General features: G+C 69.5%; 15 protein-coding genes. 1 reads left to right on the top strand and 14 read right to left on the bottom strand.

The features are described 5' to 3' along the window. The 5 genes from VFK57_12190 to VFK57_12170 are packed head-to-tail and all read right to left on the bottom strand — an operon-like array spanning position 1 to position 6,132. The gene (locus tag VFK57_12190; GenBank protein HET7696463.1) at positions 1-987 is read right to left on the bottom strand and encodes a hypothetical protein; all 987 of its coding nucleotides are present in this window, start codon (positions 985-987) and stop codon (positions 1-3) included. Positions 988-999: 12 nt separating this feature from the next. Further along, entirely contained in the window at positions 1,000-2,049 is a 1,050-nt protein-coding gene (locus VFK57_12185) for a GNAT family N-acetyltransferase (protein HET7696462.1), read from the bottom strand. 6 nt (positions 2,050-2,055) lie between these two features. Then, a complete protein-coding gene (locus tag VFK57_12180) occupies positions 2,056-2,937 on the bottom strand; it encodes a class I SAM-dependent methyltransferase (protein HET7696461.1) in 882 nt (293 codons plus the stop codon). Then, complete coding sequence (locus VFK57_12175; GenBank protein ID HET7696460.1) at positions 2,924-4,591, bottom strand: glycosyltransferase family 39 protein; 1,668 nt, start codon at positions 4,589-4,591, stop codon at positions 2,924-2,926. Before VFK57_12175 ends, VFK57_12180 begins: the two co-directional genes overlap by 14 nt. Then, the gene (locus VFK57_12170) at positions 4,588-6,132 is read right to left on the bottom strand and encodes a hypothetical protein (protein HET7696459.1); all 1,545 of its coding nucleotides are present in this window, start codon (positions 6,130-6,132) and stop codon (positions 4,588-4,590) included. Before VFK57_12170 ends, VFK57_12175 begins: the two co-directional genes overlap by 4 nt. A 53-nt stretch (positions 6,133-6,185) precedes the next feature. Between VFK57_12170 and VFK57_12165 the strand changes: the two genes are divergently transcribed. Further along, on the top strand, positions 6,186-6,941 hold the full coding sequence (locus VFK57_12165) for a polyprenol monophosphomannose synthase (protein ID HET7696458.1): 756 nt from the start codon (positions 6,186-6,188) through the stop codon (positions 6,939-6,941). Positions 6,942-7,026: 85 nt separating this feature from the next. On the opposite strand, the gene VFK57_12160 is transcribed toward VFK57_12165, so the two are convergent. From VFK57_12160 to VFK57_12120, 9 genes are all read right to left on the bottom strand, one after another. Continuing rightward, positions 7,027-8,502, bottom strand: a complete 1,476-nt coding sequence (locus VFK57_12160; GenBank protein HET7696457.1) for a radical SAM protein — start codon at positions 8,500-8,502, stop codon at positions 7,027-7,029. Beyond that, positions 8,502-9,731 (bottom strand): radical SAM protein, encoded by a 1,230-nt coding sequence (locus VFK57_12155; protein HET7696456.1) that lies wholly within the window; start codon positions 9,729-9,731, stop codon positions 8,502-8,504. Before VFK57_12155 ends, VFK57_12160 begins: the two co-directional genes overlap by 1 nt. Before the next feature lie 50 nt (positions 9,732-9,781). After that, on the bottom strand, positions 9,782-11,368 hold the full coding sequence (locus VFK57_12150) for a lipopolysaccharide biosynthesis protein (GenBank protein ID HET7696455.1): 1,587 nt from the start codon (positions 11,366-11,368) through the stop codon (positions 9,782-9,784). A gap of 7 nt (positions 11,369-11,375) precedes the next feature. After that, positions 11,376-12,083, bottom strand: coding sequence for a methyltransferase domain-containing protein (locus tag VFK57_12145; protein ID HET7696454.1), 708 nt, complete (start codon positions 12,081-12,083; stop codon positions 11,376-11,378). A 15-nt stretch (positions 12,084-12,098) separates the two neighbouring features. Beyond that, positions 12,099-12,881 (bottom strand): hypothetical protein, encoded by a 783-nt coding sequence (locus VFK57_12140; GenBank protein ID HET7696453.1) that lies wholly within the window; start codon positions 12,879-12,881, stop codon positions 12,099-12,101. Positions 12,882-12,984: 103 nt separating this feature from the next. Further along, the gene (locus VFK57_12135; protein ID HET7696452.1) at positions 12,985-13,932 is read right to left on the bottom strand and encodes a radical SAM/SPASM domain-containing protein; all 948 of its coding nucleotides are present in this window, start codon (positions 13,930-13,932) and stop codon (positions 12,985-12,987) included. Beyond that, positions 13,932-14,891: a GDP-mannose 4,6-dehydratase gene (locus tag VFK57_12130; GenBank protein ID HET7696451.1), complete on the bottom strand. Its 960-nt coding sequence runs from the start codon at positions 14,889-14,891 to the stop codon at positions 13,932-13,934. Before VFK57_12130 ends, VFK57_12135 begins: the two co-directional genes overlap by 1 nt. After that, positions 14,892-16,679 (bottom strand): hypothetical protein, encoded by a 1,788-nt coding sequence (locus tag VFK57_12125; protein HET7696450.1) that lies wholly within the window; start codon positions 16,677-16,679, stop codon positions 14,892-14,894. It abuts the gene before it with no gap. Next, a complete protein-coding gene (locus VFK57_12120; protein HET7696449.1) occupies positions 16,676-17,833 on the bottom strand; it encodes a glycosyltransferase family 9 protein in 1,158 nt (385 codons plus the stop codon). The genes VFK57_12125 and VFK57_12120 overlap by 4 nt, the downstream gene beginning before the upstream one ends. Positions 17,834-17,835 lie beyond the last annotated feature (2 nt).

Here is a 17,835-nt window from a genome sequence, read left to right as displayed (position 1 = left end):
TCACGGCTGCCGGGTGCCGGGTGCGGAGTGCGCGGGTCCGCCGTAGCCGCGGCGGAACTCGGTGAAAGTGGCGGGTCGGGCGTTCAGCGTTGCCGTCGCATATGCGAAGAAGCGTTCGAGGCGTTCGCAGAAGGCGGCGAGTTCGGCGGACGTGCGGTTGTACGGGCTGCCGCCGACGATCGCCTCGCTGGAATGGAACAGCAGGTTCAGGACCGGCTCGCCCGCGGCGGCGAGGTCGTGCGCGAGCGCCTTCATGTCGTCCAGCGACGAGTACGACGGGCGCAGCCAGCGCACGCGGGCGATGCCCAGCTTGCGCAGCACGCGCTTGGTGGTGTACGGCCGCGGCGCGCGGGCGTAGAGATACTGCACCGCCCTGGGCAGGCGGCGATTCAAGGCGGCCGACACCGGCACCTCGAGCAGGTTGCTCGTTCCCGGCCGCGTCGCGTTGTCGTAGGCCAGGAAATACGGCGTCAGCGGCGCCTCGACGAAATCGGGCCCGCGTTTGTGCCCCTCGTAGAAGAGCGGCGCGACGCTCGACTCGATCAGGTAGCCCTCCCGCTCGAGCGCGGCGACGTGAGCGGCGGAGAACCCGAAGCGGCCCGAACGGTACGACACCGGGCGCGCGCCGACCGCGTCCGCGATGGCGGCCGTCAGCGAGGCGAGCTGCGCCTCGAATTGCGGCAGCGGCAGGCTCGCCGCATACGCATGCCGCCGGACGTCATCGGCGGTGCACGGCGGCGTCTCCCAGGCATGGTGATGCGCGCCGATCTCGCAGTCGCCGCGCCCCTTCAGCTCGCGCAGCACCTCCGCCGAGCGCGCGTCGGTGGCCACCGGATAGGTAATCACGTAGGTCGGACGCACGCCGTGGCGGGCGAACAGCGCGTGCAGCGCCGGCAGCGCATAGATGTTCTCGAAGCGCTGGTTCAGCCGCGCCTGCGCGTCCCACTGATTGTCGCCTTCGGTGTCGATGCCGACGAGTAGATGCATGTGTCGAGCGCGTCACCGGTCCTGATCGGAATCGCCGAGCGTGACGTGCCAGTGGTCGGTGTTCTCGTAGAAATCCGGCGGCACGTCCGTGCCGTTCACCTTGACGACGAACTCCATCGTCGATTTGACGACGAAGTAGCCCGACTTGCGCAGGATCCGGCGAAAGCCGGCGTGCATCGCGAACGTGCGGATCTTGTCCGAGTCCGCCTGCCGCGCTTCGCGATCGACCCAGTGCAGCAGCGTGGCGATCCCCTGCTCGTCGTCGGGATCGGCGAGAAAGTCGACCAGCAGCGTCACCCGTCCGCGCGGCTCGTGCAGGTGCCGGTAGACCGCGTACCCGGCGGTGCTGCCCTCGCGGACGAGCGCGGCAATCGAATAGCGGACGTGCGGCGCGGTGGCGAACTTCCAGTTCAGATACGCCGCGTCGCGGCGGACGGCGAGGTCGAACTTGGGCGCCACCCGTTCCCACAACGCGGTGAAGCTCTCGTCGAAGCGGTGGATGACCCGCACTTCGGCGCTCAGCGGACGCGAGCGCGCCACGATCATCACGAAGGGCCAGGTGAGGAACGAGATGAAGCGGTTGAGCGGCACCGGCCAGCGCGGGTGACGGAACGCGCGGCGGGACAGCGGCTTGATCAGGCACGGCACCGGCCCCACGTCGGGCCACTTGAGTTTCTGGAACAGGCGGTACGAGGCCTCCGAGAGACCGAGGCCGAGCGAGGCGCCGACGTTGCGGTCCCAGGTCCGGAACAGCACTTCGCCCAGGCCGCGGCGCTGCCGTTCGGGAGCGACCATCACGTCCATGCCCCACGATCCGACGACCTCGCGCCCGCGGACCGACAGGCGCACCGGCATCGTGGCGTACTGACCGATGATGGCGGGGCCTTCCCGCGCCACCCAGATCTCCGGTTCCCCGCCGGGATTGTTCGGGTTCTTCCTGTACTGCCACTCCCAGCGCAGGCGGCTCGCTTCGGCGGCATCGTTGCCGAAGACGCGGCGATACAGCGCTTCGACGGAGCGGCGGTCGTCGGGACGGTAGCGATCGACGTCGGGAACGGGCATGCGGCGCTATGCTCCCGCCTGCCCCGGGCGAGCGGAGGGAGCCGAAGGGGCGCCCGCGTGGGCGAGCACGTATTCCATGTTCGAGATGAAGATGTCGCGGGTGAGGCCGTCTTCACGGACGGCGTCGGCGAGGAACGCCGGCAGACGGCGCACCGTCCCGGTCACGTGCAGCTCTTCCCGCACGATCGCCAGGCCGGCGGACGCAATCCGCGCGCGCAGTCCCGATACCGTCACTTTCTCCAGCAGATCGTCCTCCTTGGTCTGTCCCCTGCGCGCGAGCTGGATGAACGAGTTCTCGTGCGCCGGCTCCTTCAGCGTCCACGGCGCGTGACGGGCGAGCCAGCTGAAGGTGGCAAACGCGACGCGGCGTCCGGCGAGGAGATGCAGCGGAAGCTGGAGCCTCAGCCGCGGGAGGTGCGCGCCGGCGAACGACAGATACGGCGAGGTCGAGAGATACATCCGTCCGCCGGCCGCGAGCACGCGCGCGCACTCGCGCAGATACAGTCCTGCGTCCGCCACGTGTTCGATGACCGCATGCGACAGCACCAGATCGAAGACCCCGCCGGCGAACGGCAGCGCCATGCCGTCGGCGCGCGCGAAACGGACGTTCCGCACGCCCCGTTCCCGCGCCAGCCGGACGCCGGCGTCCCCGAACCGGTCGATTGGATCGATACCCACCGCTTCGCGGACCTCCTCGGCGAGCGACAGCGGCATGCCGCCGCCGCCGCACCCCGCGTCGAGCACGCGGCCGCCGACCGCGACGCCGGCGCGCTCGAGGAATGCGATCACCTTGGCGCTGCGGTAATACTCGAACAGGGCGTAATCGTATTCGGAGCGGAAGCGCTGGTCGGCGTGCGCCTTGATGGCGCGCTCGTCAATCGCGCGCACGCTTCTCGATCAGCGCGGCCGTGTCGTGGCCCGAGCGCGTTTCCGCGACGTCGAACGTCATGATGATGCGCCATCCCGGATAGGCGGCGAGCACGTCGAGGATCTGGTCCCCCTCGTAGCCGATTTCCGGATCGGTATACGTCAAAATATACCGCACATCCCAGCGGTCTTTCCGGTCGGCATAGTTGCCGAACTCGTGCCCGATGAAGATGGGGCGGATTCGATTCTCGAGCGCCAGGCCGTTGGCGAGCTTCCCCTGCACGGCCGTTCCCGGCGGCAGCACGCGGCCGAGCGCAATCGACGCGGCGTAGTTTTCATACGTGCGGTGGCGCGCGTAGTCGACGAACTGCGCCAGGTGCCAGGTCATCGCCAGCCCGAGAAAGCCGCCGGCGAACGCAGGCCGCCATCGCAGCGACGTCAGCAGCCGGGCGGCGCGCGCCCACCCCAGCAACAGCACCGCGACCATCACCAGTGCCGAGACGACGGCGAGCCGGACCGGCATCCGGAACACGTTCGCGCGAACCTGCTCGAGGAACGGCACCCGCACCAGCGGTCCGAACAGCACGTAGGCGCTGTAGAGCAGCAGCGGCGCGGCGAGCAGGACCCGCTTGCGCGGCACGTCGGCGGCTTCGGCCGGCAGCAGCGTGCCGCGCGCGAGCACGATGCCGGCGAGCGCCACGAGCACGGGGATCAGGAACACGAAGCGGCGCTCGTTGCCGACGTCGTGCACGAGCAGCTCGATCGAGCCCACGGCGAGCCACAGCAGCAGCAGGCGCTCGCCGTCACCGGCCTGCCGCCAGCGGACCGCGATCCCCCACCCGCCGAACAGGCCCAGACACAGCGCGAACCACATCCGGCTGAACGTGTCGTGGATCACCGGAAACCACGAGAATCGCATCGCCAGCGACGCCAGATCGTACGAAGGCTTGCGCGTCACCGACATCTGCCAGTTGTAGAACTGATAGTCCGCCCAGTGCGGCAGCACGAAGAAGAGTCCCACCGCCGCAAACGACGCCGCCAGGCCCGCGATCGTCCACGACGCAGACGTCCGCTCACGATCCAGCATCCGGGCAGCGACGACCAATCCCAGCGCCCCGACATAGAACGCCGCCGCGGCCTTGGTGAAGAACGCGAGCGTGGCGCACACCCCGGCGAGCGCACCCCACATCGGCTGTTTCTCCGCGCGGGTCGAGCAGTACCACGACGCCACGATCAGCGCCGCCATCAGCGACTCCATGATCGCGGCGCGGCCGTACATCACGTACACGTAGTTGGTGGCGAGCAGGCCGCCGGCGATCACTCCCGCGACGCGCCCCGCGATCCGGCACACGCCCAGCGCCAGCAGGACGACGGAGAGAAAGCCGGCGAGCTGGCTGACCAGGCGGGCCTGCCGGAGCCCGACGCCCAAGGTTTCGAACGCCGCGTACTCGAGCGCGGTGAACACCGGCGCGACGTAGACGGGATTCCAGTTGTCCAGCCGCCACGCGCCGAACAGCGCCTTGTTGCGCGCGTTGTGCGTCCACGCCCCTTCGTCGTGCCAGACGATGCCGACCGTCGGGCGCCAGGGGGGATCGGCGGCGGGGAAGATCACCCGCAGCGTCAGCGCCAGGAGCGCGATGGCGAGGAGTGCCGCAGCGAACCGGCGTTGGGTCATCGTCCGTTGCGCTCCCACGTGAGGAAGCCCTCGACCGCGTCCGGCACCTGGTGGTACTCGTCGCGCAGCCAGGCCACCAGCGCCGGCTGCGCCACGAAGAACCCGGCGGAGTCCGGGACGTCCGGAGCCCAGTCGCGCTTCTGCAGCACCACGTACGCCGGCGGCCGGCTCCGCAGCTCGTCGGCCAGCCCGGCGACGGCGTAGCGCGGATCCTGCGCGTTGAATCGCACGATCACCGGCCGGCTCCAGAAGAACCGCGAAGCGCTCCGCCGCTGCGCATACGCGTAAGCGCCCGGCGAGAAGCCGAAGACGTACACCGGCTCGTCCGGTCCGGTGCGGGACGCGAGATACGCCCCGAGGTCGATGTTGTCGAGCGCCGAAAACTTCTCGCCGCTGCGCGTTCCGCCGAACCGCGCGAGGTGGGTGCGTCGGTCGATGCGGCCGAACATGTACCGGGCGTCGTGCCAGACGTTCCGCGCCAGATCGGGAAACGGATCGGGCCCGGCGCGCCAGACGGCGATCGCCAGCAGGACGGCGACGCCGGCGCGAAGCGCGGGCGCCAACGGCTTGAACGCGATCGCGGCCCCCATTCCGGCGGCGAGCCCCAGCGCCGGCGAGGCCTGCAGGAAATACTGGGGCAGGTTGCGGCTGCCGTTGATCGCGATCGACAGGCAGGCGGCGGCGACCCAGACGATCGGCACCCACGCCGCGCGCCTCGCGCGGGCCGCGGCCAGGAGGACGCCGCAGCCGAGTCCTCCGGCGAGCCACAGCCCGTCGAGCCGCGCCCGCTCGAACGGGAATCGCACCAGATACCCGAGCATGTCCCAGCGGCTGGCATACGTCTCACCGGAGTACTGCAGGTTGTAGGTGATGGTCGCCTGGTACAGATCGTTCAGGGCGCCGCCGCGCCAGAAGACCAGCAGCAGCGCGGCGGGGACGACCGACGATCCAACCGCGAGCCAGGCGGCGTCGCGGAGGCCGACGCCGATGGTGAGGGCCGCGGCCGCGAGCGCGACGATCGCGAACAGCCCCGCGTTGTACTTGAGCGCGAACACCGCCCCCAGCAGGAGGCCGGCGGCGATCAGGCGCGGCACGCTTCTGCGGCCGGTGACGAGCACCAGCGCGCCGGTGACTGCCAGCGCGATGAAGGTCTCGCACTGGGCGCGGATTCTGACGCCGCCATACCGCGCGAACGAGGGGTCGGACAGTGCCAGGAAGAGGACCGCCGACAGCGCGCCGGCGGCCGGGCCGCCGAGCCGCGCGCCAAGCACCCAGAGCAGCGCCGCGGTGAGCGCCGCGCTCGCCAGATCGGCCGCGGGGACGACCGCGTCGCTCGTCGACAGCGCCCGCAGCGCGGCATAGACGTAGTGGATCCCGGGCGGCTTCTGGTCCCACGCATCGCGGTAGGCGAGCTCGCCGTGCCGGATGCGGTCCCCCACGTACGCGTAGAGTCCCTGATCCGCGCCCATGGGTTGTACCAGTGAAGGCAGCCGCAAAAGCAGCAGGGCGGCGAAGAGCGCCGCCAGCAGGCGTGTACGCATGCAGAGATGAAAGCGCCGGACGCCATGAATTATAGTGCTGCGGAGCGCGTCCCTTGCCAGTTGCCGCCGTAGCCCCCACTCTCGCCCTCGTCGTGCCCACCTACAACGAGCGCGAACGACTGCCGGAACTGGTCCGGGCGATCTTCGACGCCTATCAACGCGGCCATGTCGAGGGTGAGCTGGTGATCGTCGACGACAACTCGCCGGACGGCACCGGCGCAGTCGCCGACGAGCTCGCCCGCTCGTATCCGATCCGCGTGATCCATCGCGCCGGCAAGCTGGGTCTGGGCACCGCCGTGGTCGAGGGCTTTGCCGCGGCCTCCGCCGAGATCGTCGGCGTGATCGACGCGGATCTCAGTCACCCGCCGGACCTCGTGCCGCGCATGCTGGAGGTGATGCAGCGGGAGCGCGCCGACATGGTGATCGGCAGCCGCTACATTCCCGGCGGCGGCACCAGCAACTGGGAGCGGTCGCGCGTGATCATGTCGAAGGCGGCCTGCCTGCTGGCCCGCGGCCTGACGCCGGTGCGCGACGCCACGTCGGGGTTCTTCCTGATGCGCCGCGATCGGGCCCGCGGGGTGACCATTTCAGCCGGCGGTTTCAAGATCTGCCTGGAGCTGCTGATTCGAAGCGAACCGTCGCTGGTGATCGAGGTGCCCTACGTGTTCAAGGGGCGGACCGTCGGCGAGAGCAAGATGAACGTGAAGGAAGCGGCGGGATACCTGGTGCAGCTTCGCGATCTGCACGCCTATCGGCGGCAGCGGCGATTGCCGAGGCCGCGGCATCACATCGCTCCGCGCATCGGGTGATCCGGCGATCGGGTGATCGGGCGATCGGGTGATCTGGCGATCGTCGATCGCCCGATCACCCGATCACCCGATCACCCGATCCCCCTCACCCGATCGCCCGATCGCGCGGCGGGTCGGGGATGCGCGCGCCGAAGATCGTCCGCGTCGCAATCTGGCCGAAGATCGACGGCTTGGTTGCGGCGAGCTTCACCATGTCGCCCAGCCGGTTGGCCAGGTAGCGCGGCCGCATGAAGAACCGCCGCTTGGCGCGGTTGATCGCGTCCATCACGACACGCTCGTCGAGGCCGTTGCCGCGCAGCAGGTAGAACGAGTATTCCATCCGCGACCAGTCTTCCTCGGTGAGCGTCCCCTCACGCTTGACCTTGTTGTACAGCTCGGTGCCGGGATACGGGACCGCGGGATAGAAGTTCGCGAAGTCGGGGTTCAGCGCAATCGCGTAATCGATCGTCTGGTTGATCGTCGCCAGCGACTCGCCGGGATAGCCGAAGATGAAGAACGCGAACGAGCGTATCCCCGCGTCGCGCATGTTGTCGATGGCGAGCTGGATCTTCTGCCGTTCCAGCCGCTTCACCATGTCCTTGCGGATGTCCTCGGACTCGGTCTCGATCCCCATCGCCAGCATCCAGCAGCCGGCCTTGCGCAGCCGGTGGACGAAGGCGGGATCGGTCAGGTTGTCGGCGCGCGCGTTGCCGAACCAGCGGATCGGCAGATTGCGCGCGATCAACTCCTCGCAGAAGGCCGAGAACGACTTCACGTTGAGCGTGACGGTGTCGCCCCACAGGTAGAAGAAGTCGATGCCGAACTCGCGGTAGCCGCGCTCGATCTCGTCGACCAGCGACGTGGCGCTGCGCTCGCGGAACTTGTGCCCCTGGTGAATCGGCGCGACGCAGAAGTCGCAGGCATACGGGCAGCCGCGGCTCGTCTCGACCAGCACGTACGGCCGGTTGACCAGCGGCAGGTTGTAGGTGCGCAGCGGCACCAGGTCCCACGAGGGATACGGCATCTGCAGGAAGCCGGCGTAGGCGCCCTGCGCGCGATGCGGCACGATGGCGCCGTCCCCCGGACGCCGCCACGTCAGGCTCGGGATGGCGTCGAGGCGATCGAGCGACTCGAGCTGCGCCAGCTGCAGCGCCGCGTCTTCCGGCTCGCCGACGAACATCCCGTCGACCTGCGGCGCCCGCTGCATCGACACCGCCGGCGTCGTCGACGCGTGCGGCCCGAAGCAGAACATCGGCGCCCCGAAGTGCGCTTTCAGCTCGGCCATGGCGACGACGTCGGCGTCGAGCGTCGGGGTCGTGCTGGGGAACAGAATCAGCGTCGGCTTGAAGCCCTCACGATCGAGCTGAGCGACGAGATCCGCGCTGGTGCGGCGCTCCGCGGTGAGATCGACGAGGCGGACCTGACAGCCGGCGTTGCGCAGCAGCGACGCGAGCAGGGCGAGCGTGTAAGGCGGCTTGGTCGTGCCGAGCACTTCCTCGCGCTCCTGGCAGCGACCCTGCCGCGTGAACGCGATGCCGTGGACGAGGGGCGGGTTGACGAGAAGCGTTCGGGCCCCGAGCATCAATTGTGCACGACCGTGAGCGGGATGGCGCGGCGCTTCGGCAGGTCCGCCGTCGCCACCGCCGGCACCGGCGAGAGCTCGACCTTGCAGCACCGCCGGCAGACCGGGAAGATGCCGTGCTCGAGGAGCTGCTTGCGCATCGCGACATAGCGCTCGCCGTTCCACACCTCCTCGAGCGTGGACGTCGTCAGGTCGCCGACTTCGACGCGGATGAACGGGCAGAAGTAGACCTTGCCCGAGAACGACACGCGCGCGTGCAGGAAGGGATACAGACAGCGGCCGTCGAGCCTGGTGCCCGGCGTGTAGTAGCTGTCCATCAGCGGCGCGTGGACCTTGGGGCGGAAGTCGAACAGGATGTTGCGCTCGCGGCACTTGTCGATCAGCGCCGTGACCTGCGACCGCACGCGCTCCACGTCGAGGCCGGGGTCGGGCGTGACGAAGGTGGCGATCACCGATGGATCGGGCGCCCCGATGATCCTTACCGTCTCGGCCACTTCCTCCGGCGTGCTGAACATCAGGTGATTGAGGCCGATTGCGTTGACGCCCAGCTCCTCGGCGACGTCGACCATCTGGTGCAGCGCGTCGAGGCTTTCGTGCGCGACCGTGGTGTTGATGCTCACGCGCAGCGGCGCGCCTTTCCTCCGCGCGGCTTCCTGCAGGCGGCGCAATCCCTCCGTCGTCCGCTCGAAGGTCCCCTTCAGCCCTCGCGCCGCGTCGTGCAGATCCTTCGGGCCGTCCACCGAGACGCTGATGTGCTTGAGAAAGCCTTTCGCCGCGAGCTCGGCGAGCGCCTCCGCGCGTTCGTCGCTGATGATCGTGCCGTTCGTCGTCAGGTAGCCGCAGGCGTACCCCTTCCGGCGGAAGAGATCGAGCACGGACAGGATGTCCTTGCGCATGAAGATCTCGCCGCCGGTCAGGTTGATCTGGAGGCCGTCCTGATCCGGAAACGCCTTCGCCAGCGCTTCCAGCGACAGTTCCTGACGCCATTCCCCTTCGATGTTGAGGAAGTCGCCGACGTAGCAGAACTCGCAGTGCAGATTGCACCGCATGGTCGCCTCGTAGACGGCGCCCATGGGCAGGCGGTCCGCGCGTCCGGTGCCTTCGTCGACGAAGCGCTGGACTCTCGCGTCGTACTTGCGCCGCCGGTAGCGCGCCCACGCGTGCCGGGCCGCGGGCAGCGCACGCGCCTGTCTTTTCAGGCGATCGCGGACTCTACGAAGGAGTGGCATGAAGTGTTCGAGGGACGATCCCGGATCCCCTTATTATACGGCACTTACGTTCAGTCCGGCACGCCGATGTCGGTGGCGACGATCTCTCCCGCCATTTCCGTGCTGTCGGGGGGCGCGGGCGGAGGCCGTCGTCCCGCGCCGCGGCTCCGCAGCTGCGCGAGGCGCCGGAGTTCCGCCGCATGGAAGAAGCCGGTGAGCGCCAGCAGCGCCACGAATACGACGACGACGGTGACGCCGCGGGCGAGCAGATCCGGCACCGGCGCGAGAATCGAGCGCGCGCTGACCGGCAGCGTGATCGCCGGAAGCAGCCGCGCCGCGAGCGTCGCCGCTCCGGCCGCCGCGCACACGCGAATCAAGCGCCCCCACTCGTACTCGATTGGATAGAAGCGTTGTGAAAACACGTAGCCGACGGCGGCCTGGACGGCGTATCCCGCCCCGTTCGCCCATGCCGCGCCGACGATCCCGAAGCGCGGGATGAGGGCGAAATTCAGCACGATGTTGACCGCCGCGGCGCTGAGCGTGGCGGCGGGGTAGTACTCCGTCCGTTTGGTGATGTTCAGGCCGATCGAGGTGAGCAGGTAGAAGCCCTGCAGAAAAACGCCGATCGCCGTCCACGTGATGACCGTCTCGACGTCGCGCCACCGCGGATCGTCGGGCGCGAGCAGGAAGCCGTGCGTCATCGCCTGCGCGGCGTGTCTGCCGACGGCCGACAATCCCGCGGTCAACAGCGCCAGCACCGCGACGCCGTACGTGGTAATGGTCCGGAAGGTTCGCGGTGCATCCCCCTCGCGGACCGTCGCGTAATAGAACGGCGCCCACGCCGACTCGAATGCGCTGAGAAACAGCTTCTGCACCAGGCCGAAGCTGACCGCCATCGAGTAGATGCCGATGCTCTCGATCGGCACGAAGAGCTTGAGCACCAGTCGATCGCCGATCGCCATCACCTGCTGCGCGGCTGCATGGGGCACGCGGGGAAGCCCGAAGCGCAGCGCATCCCGCAGCGCGGCGCGGGAGAACACCGGCCGGATCAACGGCACGAACCAGCGCGCCAGCGCGCCCATCAGGATCACGGTCACCAGCACGTCGGCGAGATAGAGCCCGGTCACGCCCATCCCGAGCGCGACGACCAGCACGAGCCGGACGATGGTGGTCAGCCCGGCCCGCGCGAGCGTCAGCAGGCTGAACGTCACGGTGCGCTGCTCGATGCGCAGCACGTGGAACGGAATGAAGGTGAAGCCGATCGCGAAGGTGTTCAGCAGCATCAACCGCAGCGCCGCCGTGTGCTCGGCGCCGCCGAGCAGCGCCGACGCGAGCGCGGGCGCCGCCAGCAGCAGCAGGCTGACGACCGCGCCGTTCAGCGCGAGCAGGAAGAAGAAGATCGTGCTCGCCAGCCGCTGCCGGTCGGCGGGGCGTTCGCTTTCATAGAACAGGCGCATGAACGCGCCGTCGAGACCGAAGCGGAAGGCAATCTTGGCGGCCACTTCGACGCTGCCGAGCATGCCGATGACGCCGTAGTCGGCGGCGTCGAGATACTTGACGTAAAGCCCGAGCAGGCAGAAGTTGACGATCGAGACGGCGACGTCGCCGAGGCCGTACACCGTGACGTCCCGGGACAGCGCGCGGATCTTCGAGAACAAGTCCGCGTCAGACCCTGCGGAACGTCAGCAGGTTGAGAAAACACCAGCCGGGAACGGGCAGCAGCCGCGTCAGCGCGCGGTGGAGCGGCGCCAGCGCCTGGGGATGGCGCCTGATGAAATGCGTGACCACCGGCACGGTCGGGAAGATCCCCTCGCGGCGCGCCAGCACGAAGCCGGCGCGCGCCCCCATGCGGCAGTACTCGAACACCGGCCGATCGCCGGGGTGCTTGATCTCGGACGCGGTGCGGATCAGCCGCCCGCGAAGGAGGAACTGCACCCGCGACTGCAGGTGGGCCAGGTTGGGGACCGACACGAACAGCTCGCCGCCGGGGCGCAGGACCCGATGCAGCTCGGCGAACGCGCGCGGCTGCTCTTCATAGGTGAGGTGTTCGAGAACGTCGAGGCAGAGCGCCCGGTCGAAGCTGGCGTCCGCAAACGGCAGCGCGGTCACGGAACCCTCGCGCACGCGCTCCGACGCATAGTTCGCGTCGACGCCGACGATGTCCAGGCCGGCGGCGTATTCGTCGACGAGGACCCCCTCGCCGCACCCCGCGTCGAGGACGCGCACGCCTTTCGGCAGCGCGTCGAGGTAGCGGCGCACGGCGCGCATCTTCGCGATGTAGGTGGGGTAGTACTCCCAGGCCGGGTCGAGCGTACGGTGATAGTCCCCGCGCGCCGCGTATTCACCGCGGCGCATCGTGTGGGGGCTCGTCATGCGTACGCGATCTTACTATTGACCGCCTGGTCCGCCCGGGCCGCCGGGTCCACCCGGCCCGCCGGGCATCGGACGGCCGACTACGCCGGGCTGATACGGATTCTGGATCCCCGGCGGCAGCGTGGGCGGCATGCCGGTGGGCGTCTGCGGCTGCGGCAGCGCGCCCGGACGCGGCGACGTGAGCGGGCCGGGCTGCGTTGCGGTCACCGGCATCTGGCTCGGATTCGGCATGCCGGGGAACTGCATCGTCACCGGATTCTGCGGGGGCTGCTGGCCCATCATCACGTTGATCGGCTCGTCGCCGTCGTCGACCGGCTGCGGCTGCGGCGGACGCTGGAACGTCGGCACCGACTGGGTGACCGTGGCGGTCGCCGCCGGCGGACGGCTGGTTGCCATGATCGTGACGCGGTCGTAGAGGGCGGCGTTGGCGACCGCGGCGGGGCGGGGCGCGGCGATGTAGCCCGCCGCCGAGCGCAGCAGGATGTCGAGGACGTCGCGCTCCGGGGCATTCACGAGCTGCAGCGTCATCATCGGGCTGGCGAGCTTGTCGGCATTGACGATGTTGGTCTGCCCCACGCGAGCCCATTCCTGCAGGATTTGCCGCAGCGGGACGTTGTCGGCGATGAGCGTGACGCGGCCGTTCTGCATCGTGAGCGTCAGCCCGGTGCGGGGCGCGGCCGCCTGCGGCGCGGCCTGAGCCAGGGAGGCCGGCTGCGGCGCCTGCTGGGCGGATGCGGACACGGAGAGGCCAACGGCCAGGGCCGCCGGCAGAACGCAGCGCAAAATCGTGTTCTTCATGTTGTTGGCTCGGTCCTCCAGTATACGCCTCCTTTGAGACGACCGGGCAGCGAATTTAGCCGCAGGCAGAGCTGCTAGCCCTTGCGTATCAACAGTTTATGGATCAGGCGAGCTTCGTGATCCAGAGCGGCGAGTCCTTCTTCGGGAGGTCGCAGGCGCGGCAGACGTCGGGGCCGCCGCTCTCGAGGTGCTCGCGGCGGACGGCGCGGAACGCGTCCGAGTTCCAGACCTCCTCGATCGTCTGGGTATTGAGGTCGCCGAGCACGGTCTTGCCGTCGAAATCCGCGCAGCAGAGCGACACCCGGCCGTCCCACAGCACGGTGAACGTGAGCCACGGGCGGTAGCAGGGATAGTTCACGTCCGAGTCGTGGTTCAGCGTGCCGGCCCAGTTGTGGAGCTCGGTGATGTGAATCTTGTCGGCGATGGCGCGCCAGTGCTCGATGAACGCCTGTTCGTCGGCGGAATTGTTCTGCCGCACGAACGACAGAATGAGCTTCGGCCGGGCGCGTCCCAGCTCGGCGCGGATCCGGACCAGCCGCTCGATGTTGGCGATCACCTTGTCGTAGTTGAGGCCGATGCGGGTCTGTTCGAAGACCTCCTTGCCGCCGGCGTCGACGCTGATGTTGATGGCGTCGAGCCCGGCCTCGATGATCGCCCGCGCGACCTTCTCGGTGATCAGCGATCCGTTGCTGATCATCCCGACCTCCTTGATGCCCTTCTCTTTCGCGTAGCGGACTTTCTCGGTGAGGTGGCGATCGAGGAAGGCCTCGCCGTAGTTGTGCATCCGGACGTGGGTGATGCCGAGCGCGGCGCATTCGTCCACGACCTTGCGGAACAGCTCGCGGCTCATCACCCCCTGCGCCCGGTGCATCTCGTCGCGCGGGCAGAACACGCACTTGGCGTTGCAGATGTTGGTGCTCTCGATCTGCACGATCTCCGGCAGGACCGGCGATCGATCGCGGCCGGTCGCGAGCATCAGGCGGCGGATCGGCTTCGCCTGGCGGCGGAGCGCCGATTCGGCGGCGCGCCGGGCGGCAGCTTTGAGTTTCATCAGGTACGGAGCGACGCGATCACGCGCGTCAGGATCTCATCGAGCTCGACCGTCGGCTGGTAGCCGACGAGGGCGCGGATTTTCGAGATGTCGGGAACGCGCCTCGGCATGTCCTCGAAGCCGGCTTCATAGGCCTGATCGTAGGGAATCCTGACGATCGGCGAGGCGCTGTTCGTCATCGCCTTGATCCGTTCGGCCAGGTCGGCGATCGAGATCTCCCTGCCGTTGCCGATGTTGAAGACCTGCCCGACGGCGCGAGGCTCGTTGATCAAGGCTACCACAGCCCTCACGACGTCGCCGACGTAGGTGAAGCTGCGCGATTGCGTGCCGTCGCCGAAGACGGTGATCGGCCGCCCGGCGAGCGCCTGTTTCACCATCGTCGGCACCACCATGCCGTACTGACCGGTCTGGCGCGGGCCGACGGTGTTGAACAGCCGGACGATGATGACCGGAAGCTTGCGCTCCTTCCAGTATGCGAGCGCCAGGAACTCGTCGATCATCTTGCTGCACGCGTAGGCCCACCGGTGCTTGTCGGTCGGGCCGAGCACGAGGTCGGCGTCCTCGCTGAACGGGACCTTCGCGCTCTTGCCGTAGACCTCGGAGGTCGACGCGATCAGGACCAGCTTCCGCTTCTTCGCGGCGATCTTGAGCACGACCTCCGTGCCGTGAACGTTGGTCTCGATCGTGCGCACCGGCGACTCGACGATGAGCTTGACGCCGACGGCGGCGGCGAGATGCACCACGGTGTCGCAGCGATCGATCAACTCGGCGAGCACCGGCTCGTTCGCCACGGTGTCGATGGTGTAGTGGAAGCGCGGGTTCGCCTTGAGATGCGTGATGTTCTCGATCGATCCGGTCGAGAGGTCGTCGAGTATGTAGACCTCGTCGCCGCGATCGAGCAGCGCTTCGGCGAGGTGCGAGCCGACGAACCCGGCGCCGCCTGTTATCAACACACGCATCTACTTGGCTCCCGTCATCCGCAGAATGGCCTCGGCGGACCGCGCGGCGGCCGGCCGGCCGCCTTCCGTTCCACGGCTGCGCTGAATCCTGCTGCGGAACTCCTGATCATACAGGACGCGCGCGAGCCCGTCGCGGATTTCCTCCTCGGTGCGCCCGCCGGCCATGAGACCGGCGTCGACGAACGGGGTGAGATTGTTCGGCAGACCGATCACCAGGGAGGGGACGCCGAGCGTCAATCCGTCGATCGCCACGGTCGAGTTCACCGTCACGATCGCCTGCGCGGCCGCGAGCAGCGGCGCGAGCGCCGCGGACGCCGGCAGCACAGAGACGTTGGCGGCGCCCGAGACCGCTGAGGCATACACCTCGGGGGTCTCGGCGGGGTGGGGCTTGATCGCGAGCTGCACGTCGGGCATGGCGCGCACCGCGGCGATCAGCGCCGGCAGCGAGCGGCGCGCTTCGCGTTCCTTTGCGGCAAAGACCACGAGCGCGCGGCCGGCAGCGCCCGCCTGCTGCCGGGCCGCGTCGACGGCGTCCGGCGCGAGCGCGCGGATGGACGCCTGCATCTCGTCGAGCCTGGGGCTGCCGGTGACCTGCAGCGCGGACGGCGGAAAGCGTCCAACGCTCGTCAGATGGTCGGCCGTTCGCTCGTCGAAGAGCAGCGTCGACGCCGGGAAGGGAAACCCGCGATCGGATGCGTTGTCCGGATCCGGCTGAGCTTCGTCGGGCTCGTGGCGGTAGTTCAGCCAGTGGCGGTAGATGAATCCATGCTGGAGCCCGGCGAGCGGAACGCCGCGGCGGCGGCACTCGAGCGCCAGCGCGCGTCCCCAGCCGCCCGCTTCGGCGTAGGTGACGGCGATCTTCGGGCGGAGCCGGTCGAGCGCGGCCGCGGCCTCGTCCATGGCACGGGCCGACCACGTGAACTGCAGCAGGGCGATCCCGGCCAGCTGGTGCCTGACCAGCGGCCAGCAGTCGCAGCCGCGGATGACGGCGTGTTCGCGCAGGTCGGCGCTGCCCCACATCGCGCGGCGGATCGCATGGCGTTCGCGGTAGAGCGCTCGCGCCGCCGCGAGCGCCGGCCACGGGGCGTACCGTTCGACGGGGACGCTGCCCGCGCCCGCCTCGGGGGCGATCGGGTCCCACCAGCGGCGCGCGCGGAAGTTGCTCCGCGGACCCACCCCGACGTAGCGGATGTCCGGCGGTCCGACCTGCGCTTCCAGTTCGCGCAGGACGGGACCGATGTATGACTCCGCGCTCCCATCCTCCACACCGCTTCGCCAGAACGCGCGGTGCACGAATGCCGCGATCGCGACCTGCCTGTCGTCCGCGCGGCCGGCCCGCAGGCGCGACAGCCGCGCCGCCGCCGCGAGCGCGGACGCCCGCGCTTCCATGCGCAGCAGCCGTCCGGTCTCGCTGGGCCAGCCGGCGCCGGCGTACCGGATCCGCCGCGCGGCCGCGGCCTGGGCGATGACGCCGCCGTAGGCGCGGTCCTCGCACGTGACCGCGAGCGGGCGCTCGCGATCCGCCATGGTGGCGAACGCGGAGAGCGCGCGCAGCACCGTGAGGATCGCCTGCTGCTTGTTGAGGTACAGCTCGGCGAACCACCAGAGCGAGTCCCCCCGCAGCGTGAACCGCGAGCGGAAGCGCTGCCCGTCGACGCGCAGGTGGCGCACCGCCTTGATCCACGCGTAGGCGTCCTCCTGCGCCCGCTCCTCGTCGGCCGGCTCGAGATACGAGAACAGATCGATGCGCCGCGGCCCGGTGCCGGACTCGATGTCGAGGCGGATCATCGCTCCGCCTCCCTGAGCACGTCGTCGATCGCGGCGATCACCTGTGCGGCGTCGATGCCGGCGAGGCAATCGGGCGTGTGGCCGGTGCAGCGAGCCGGCGGCAGGCGGATGCGGTTGCACGGACTGCACGGCAGATCGATGCGCACCACCACGTCGCGCAGCCCGCGCGGCGCGTAGCGCCGCGGGTCGGACGGGCCGAACACCGCCACGATCGGCGTGCCGACGGCGTGCGCGAGGTGCATCGGGCCGGTATCGCCCGTGACGAACAGGTCGAGCTGCTGGATCACGGCGGCGACGGTCAGGAGGTTCGCGGTGCCGGAGAGATCGAGCGTGCGTTCCGGCGGCAGGGCGGCGCGCACGAGGTCCACCTGCGGCCGATCGGCGGGCGCGCCCGTCAGCACCACGGCGGCGGAGCGATCGCGGACCAGGTGCTCGGCGACTTCACGGAATCGCGCCTCCGGCCACTGTTTCACGTCGCGGCCGCCGCTGACATGCATGCCGGCCTTGAGGCGGGTGCCGAGCGGTGCCAGCAGCCGTTCCGCCTCGGCGCGGGATGCATCGGGGATCTGCAGCGTCGCCGGTGCCGCTTCGGCAGATCCGCCCAGCGCGGCGCGCACGAGGCGGACGGCGTTGTCCGCGGTGTGCCGGCTCGGGTCGTAGTCGAGCGCGACGTCGAGCAGCGGGCCGCCGCCGCCGCTGCGGAACCCCGCCGTCCGCCTGGCGCCGGATGCCGCCAGCGCCACGTTCGATCGGATGTCCGGCTCGAAATTGATCGCGAGGTCGTACTTGCGCGATCGCCAGCGCGCCGCGCGGGCGGCGAGCCCAAGCGGTGAACGCCCCGACGCGCCGCGCGCCAGCCAGGCGGCGTCCAGCGTTTCGACGGCGCTCACGCCCGGGATTGCCGACGCGATGTCGCGGTTCCAGCTGCCGACCACGAGATCGATCGTCGCGTCCGGCGCCAGCGCGCGCAACTCGGCGAGCGCCGGCAGGGTCATGAGGAGATCGCCGATGCGCTCGATCCGCAGGCACAGGATGCGGCGGGGAGCCCCGGGCCGCCCGCGCCGGAAGAAGCGTCGAACGGCCGCCGGCTGGAGCAGCGCATCCGCGAGCGTCACGAGCGCCCGCTCGCGGCGATCGTAGATGGTCAGGGCCATTC

The organism is Vicinamibacterales bacterium, from assembly GCA_035699745.1.
Classification (GTDB): domain Bacteria; phylum Acidobacteriota; class Vicinamibacteria; order Vicinamibacterales; family 2-12-FULL-66-21; genus JAICSD01.
The sequence above is the reverse complement of the archived record's forward strand: the minus strand, read 5'-3'. Positions and strand labels throughout refer to the sequence as shown.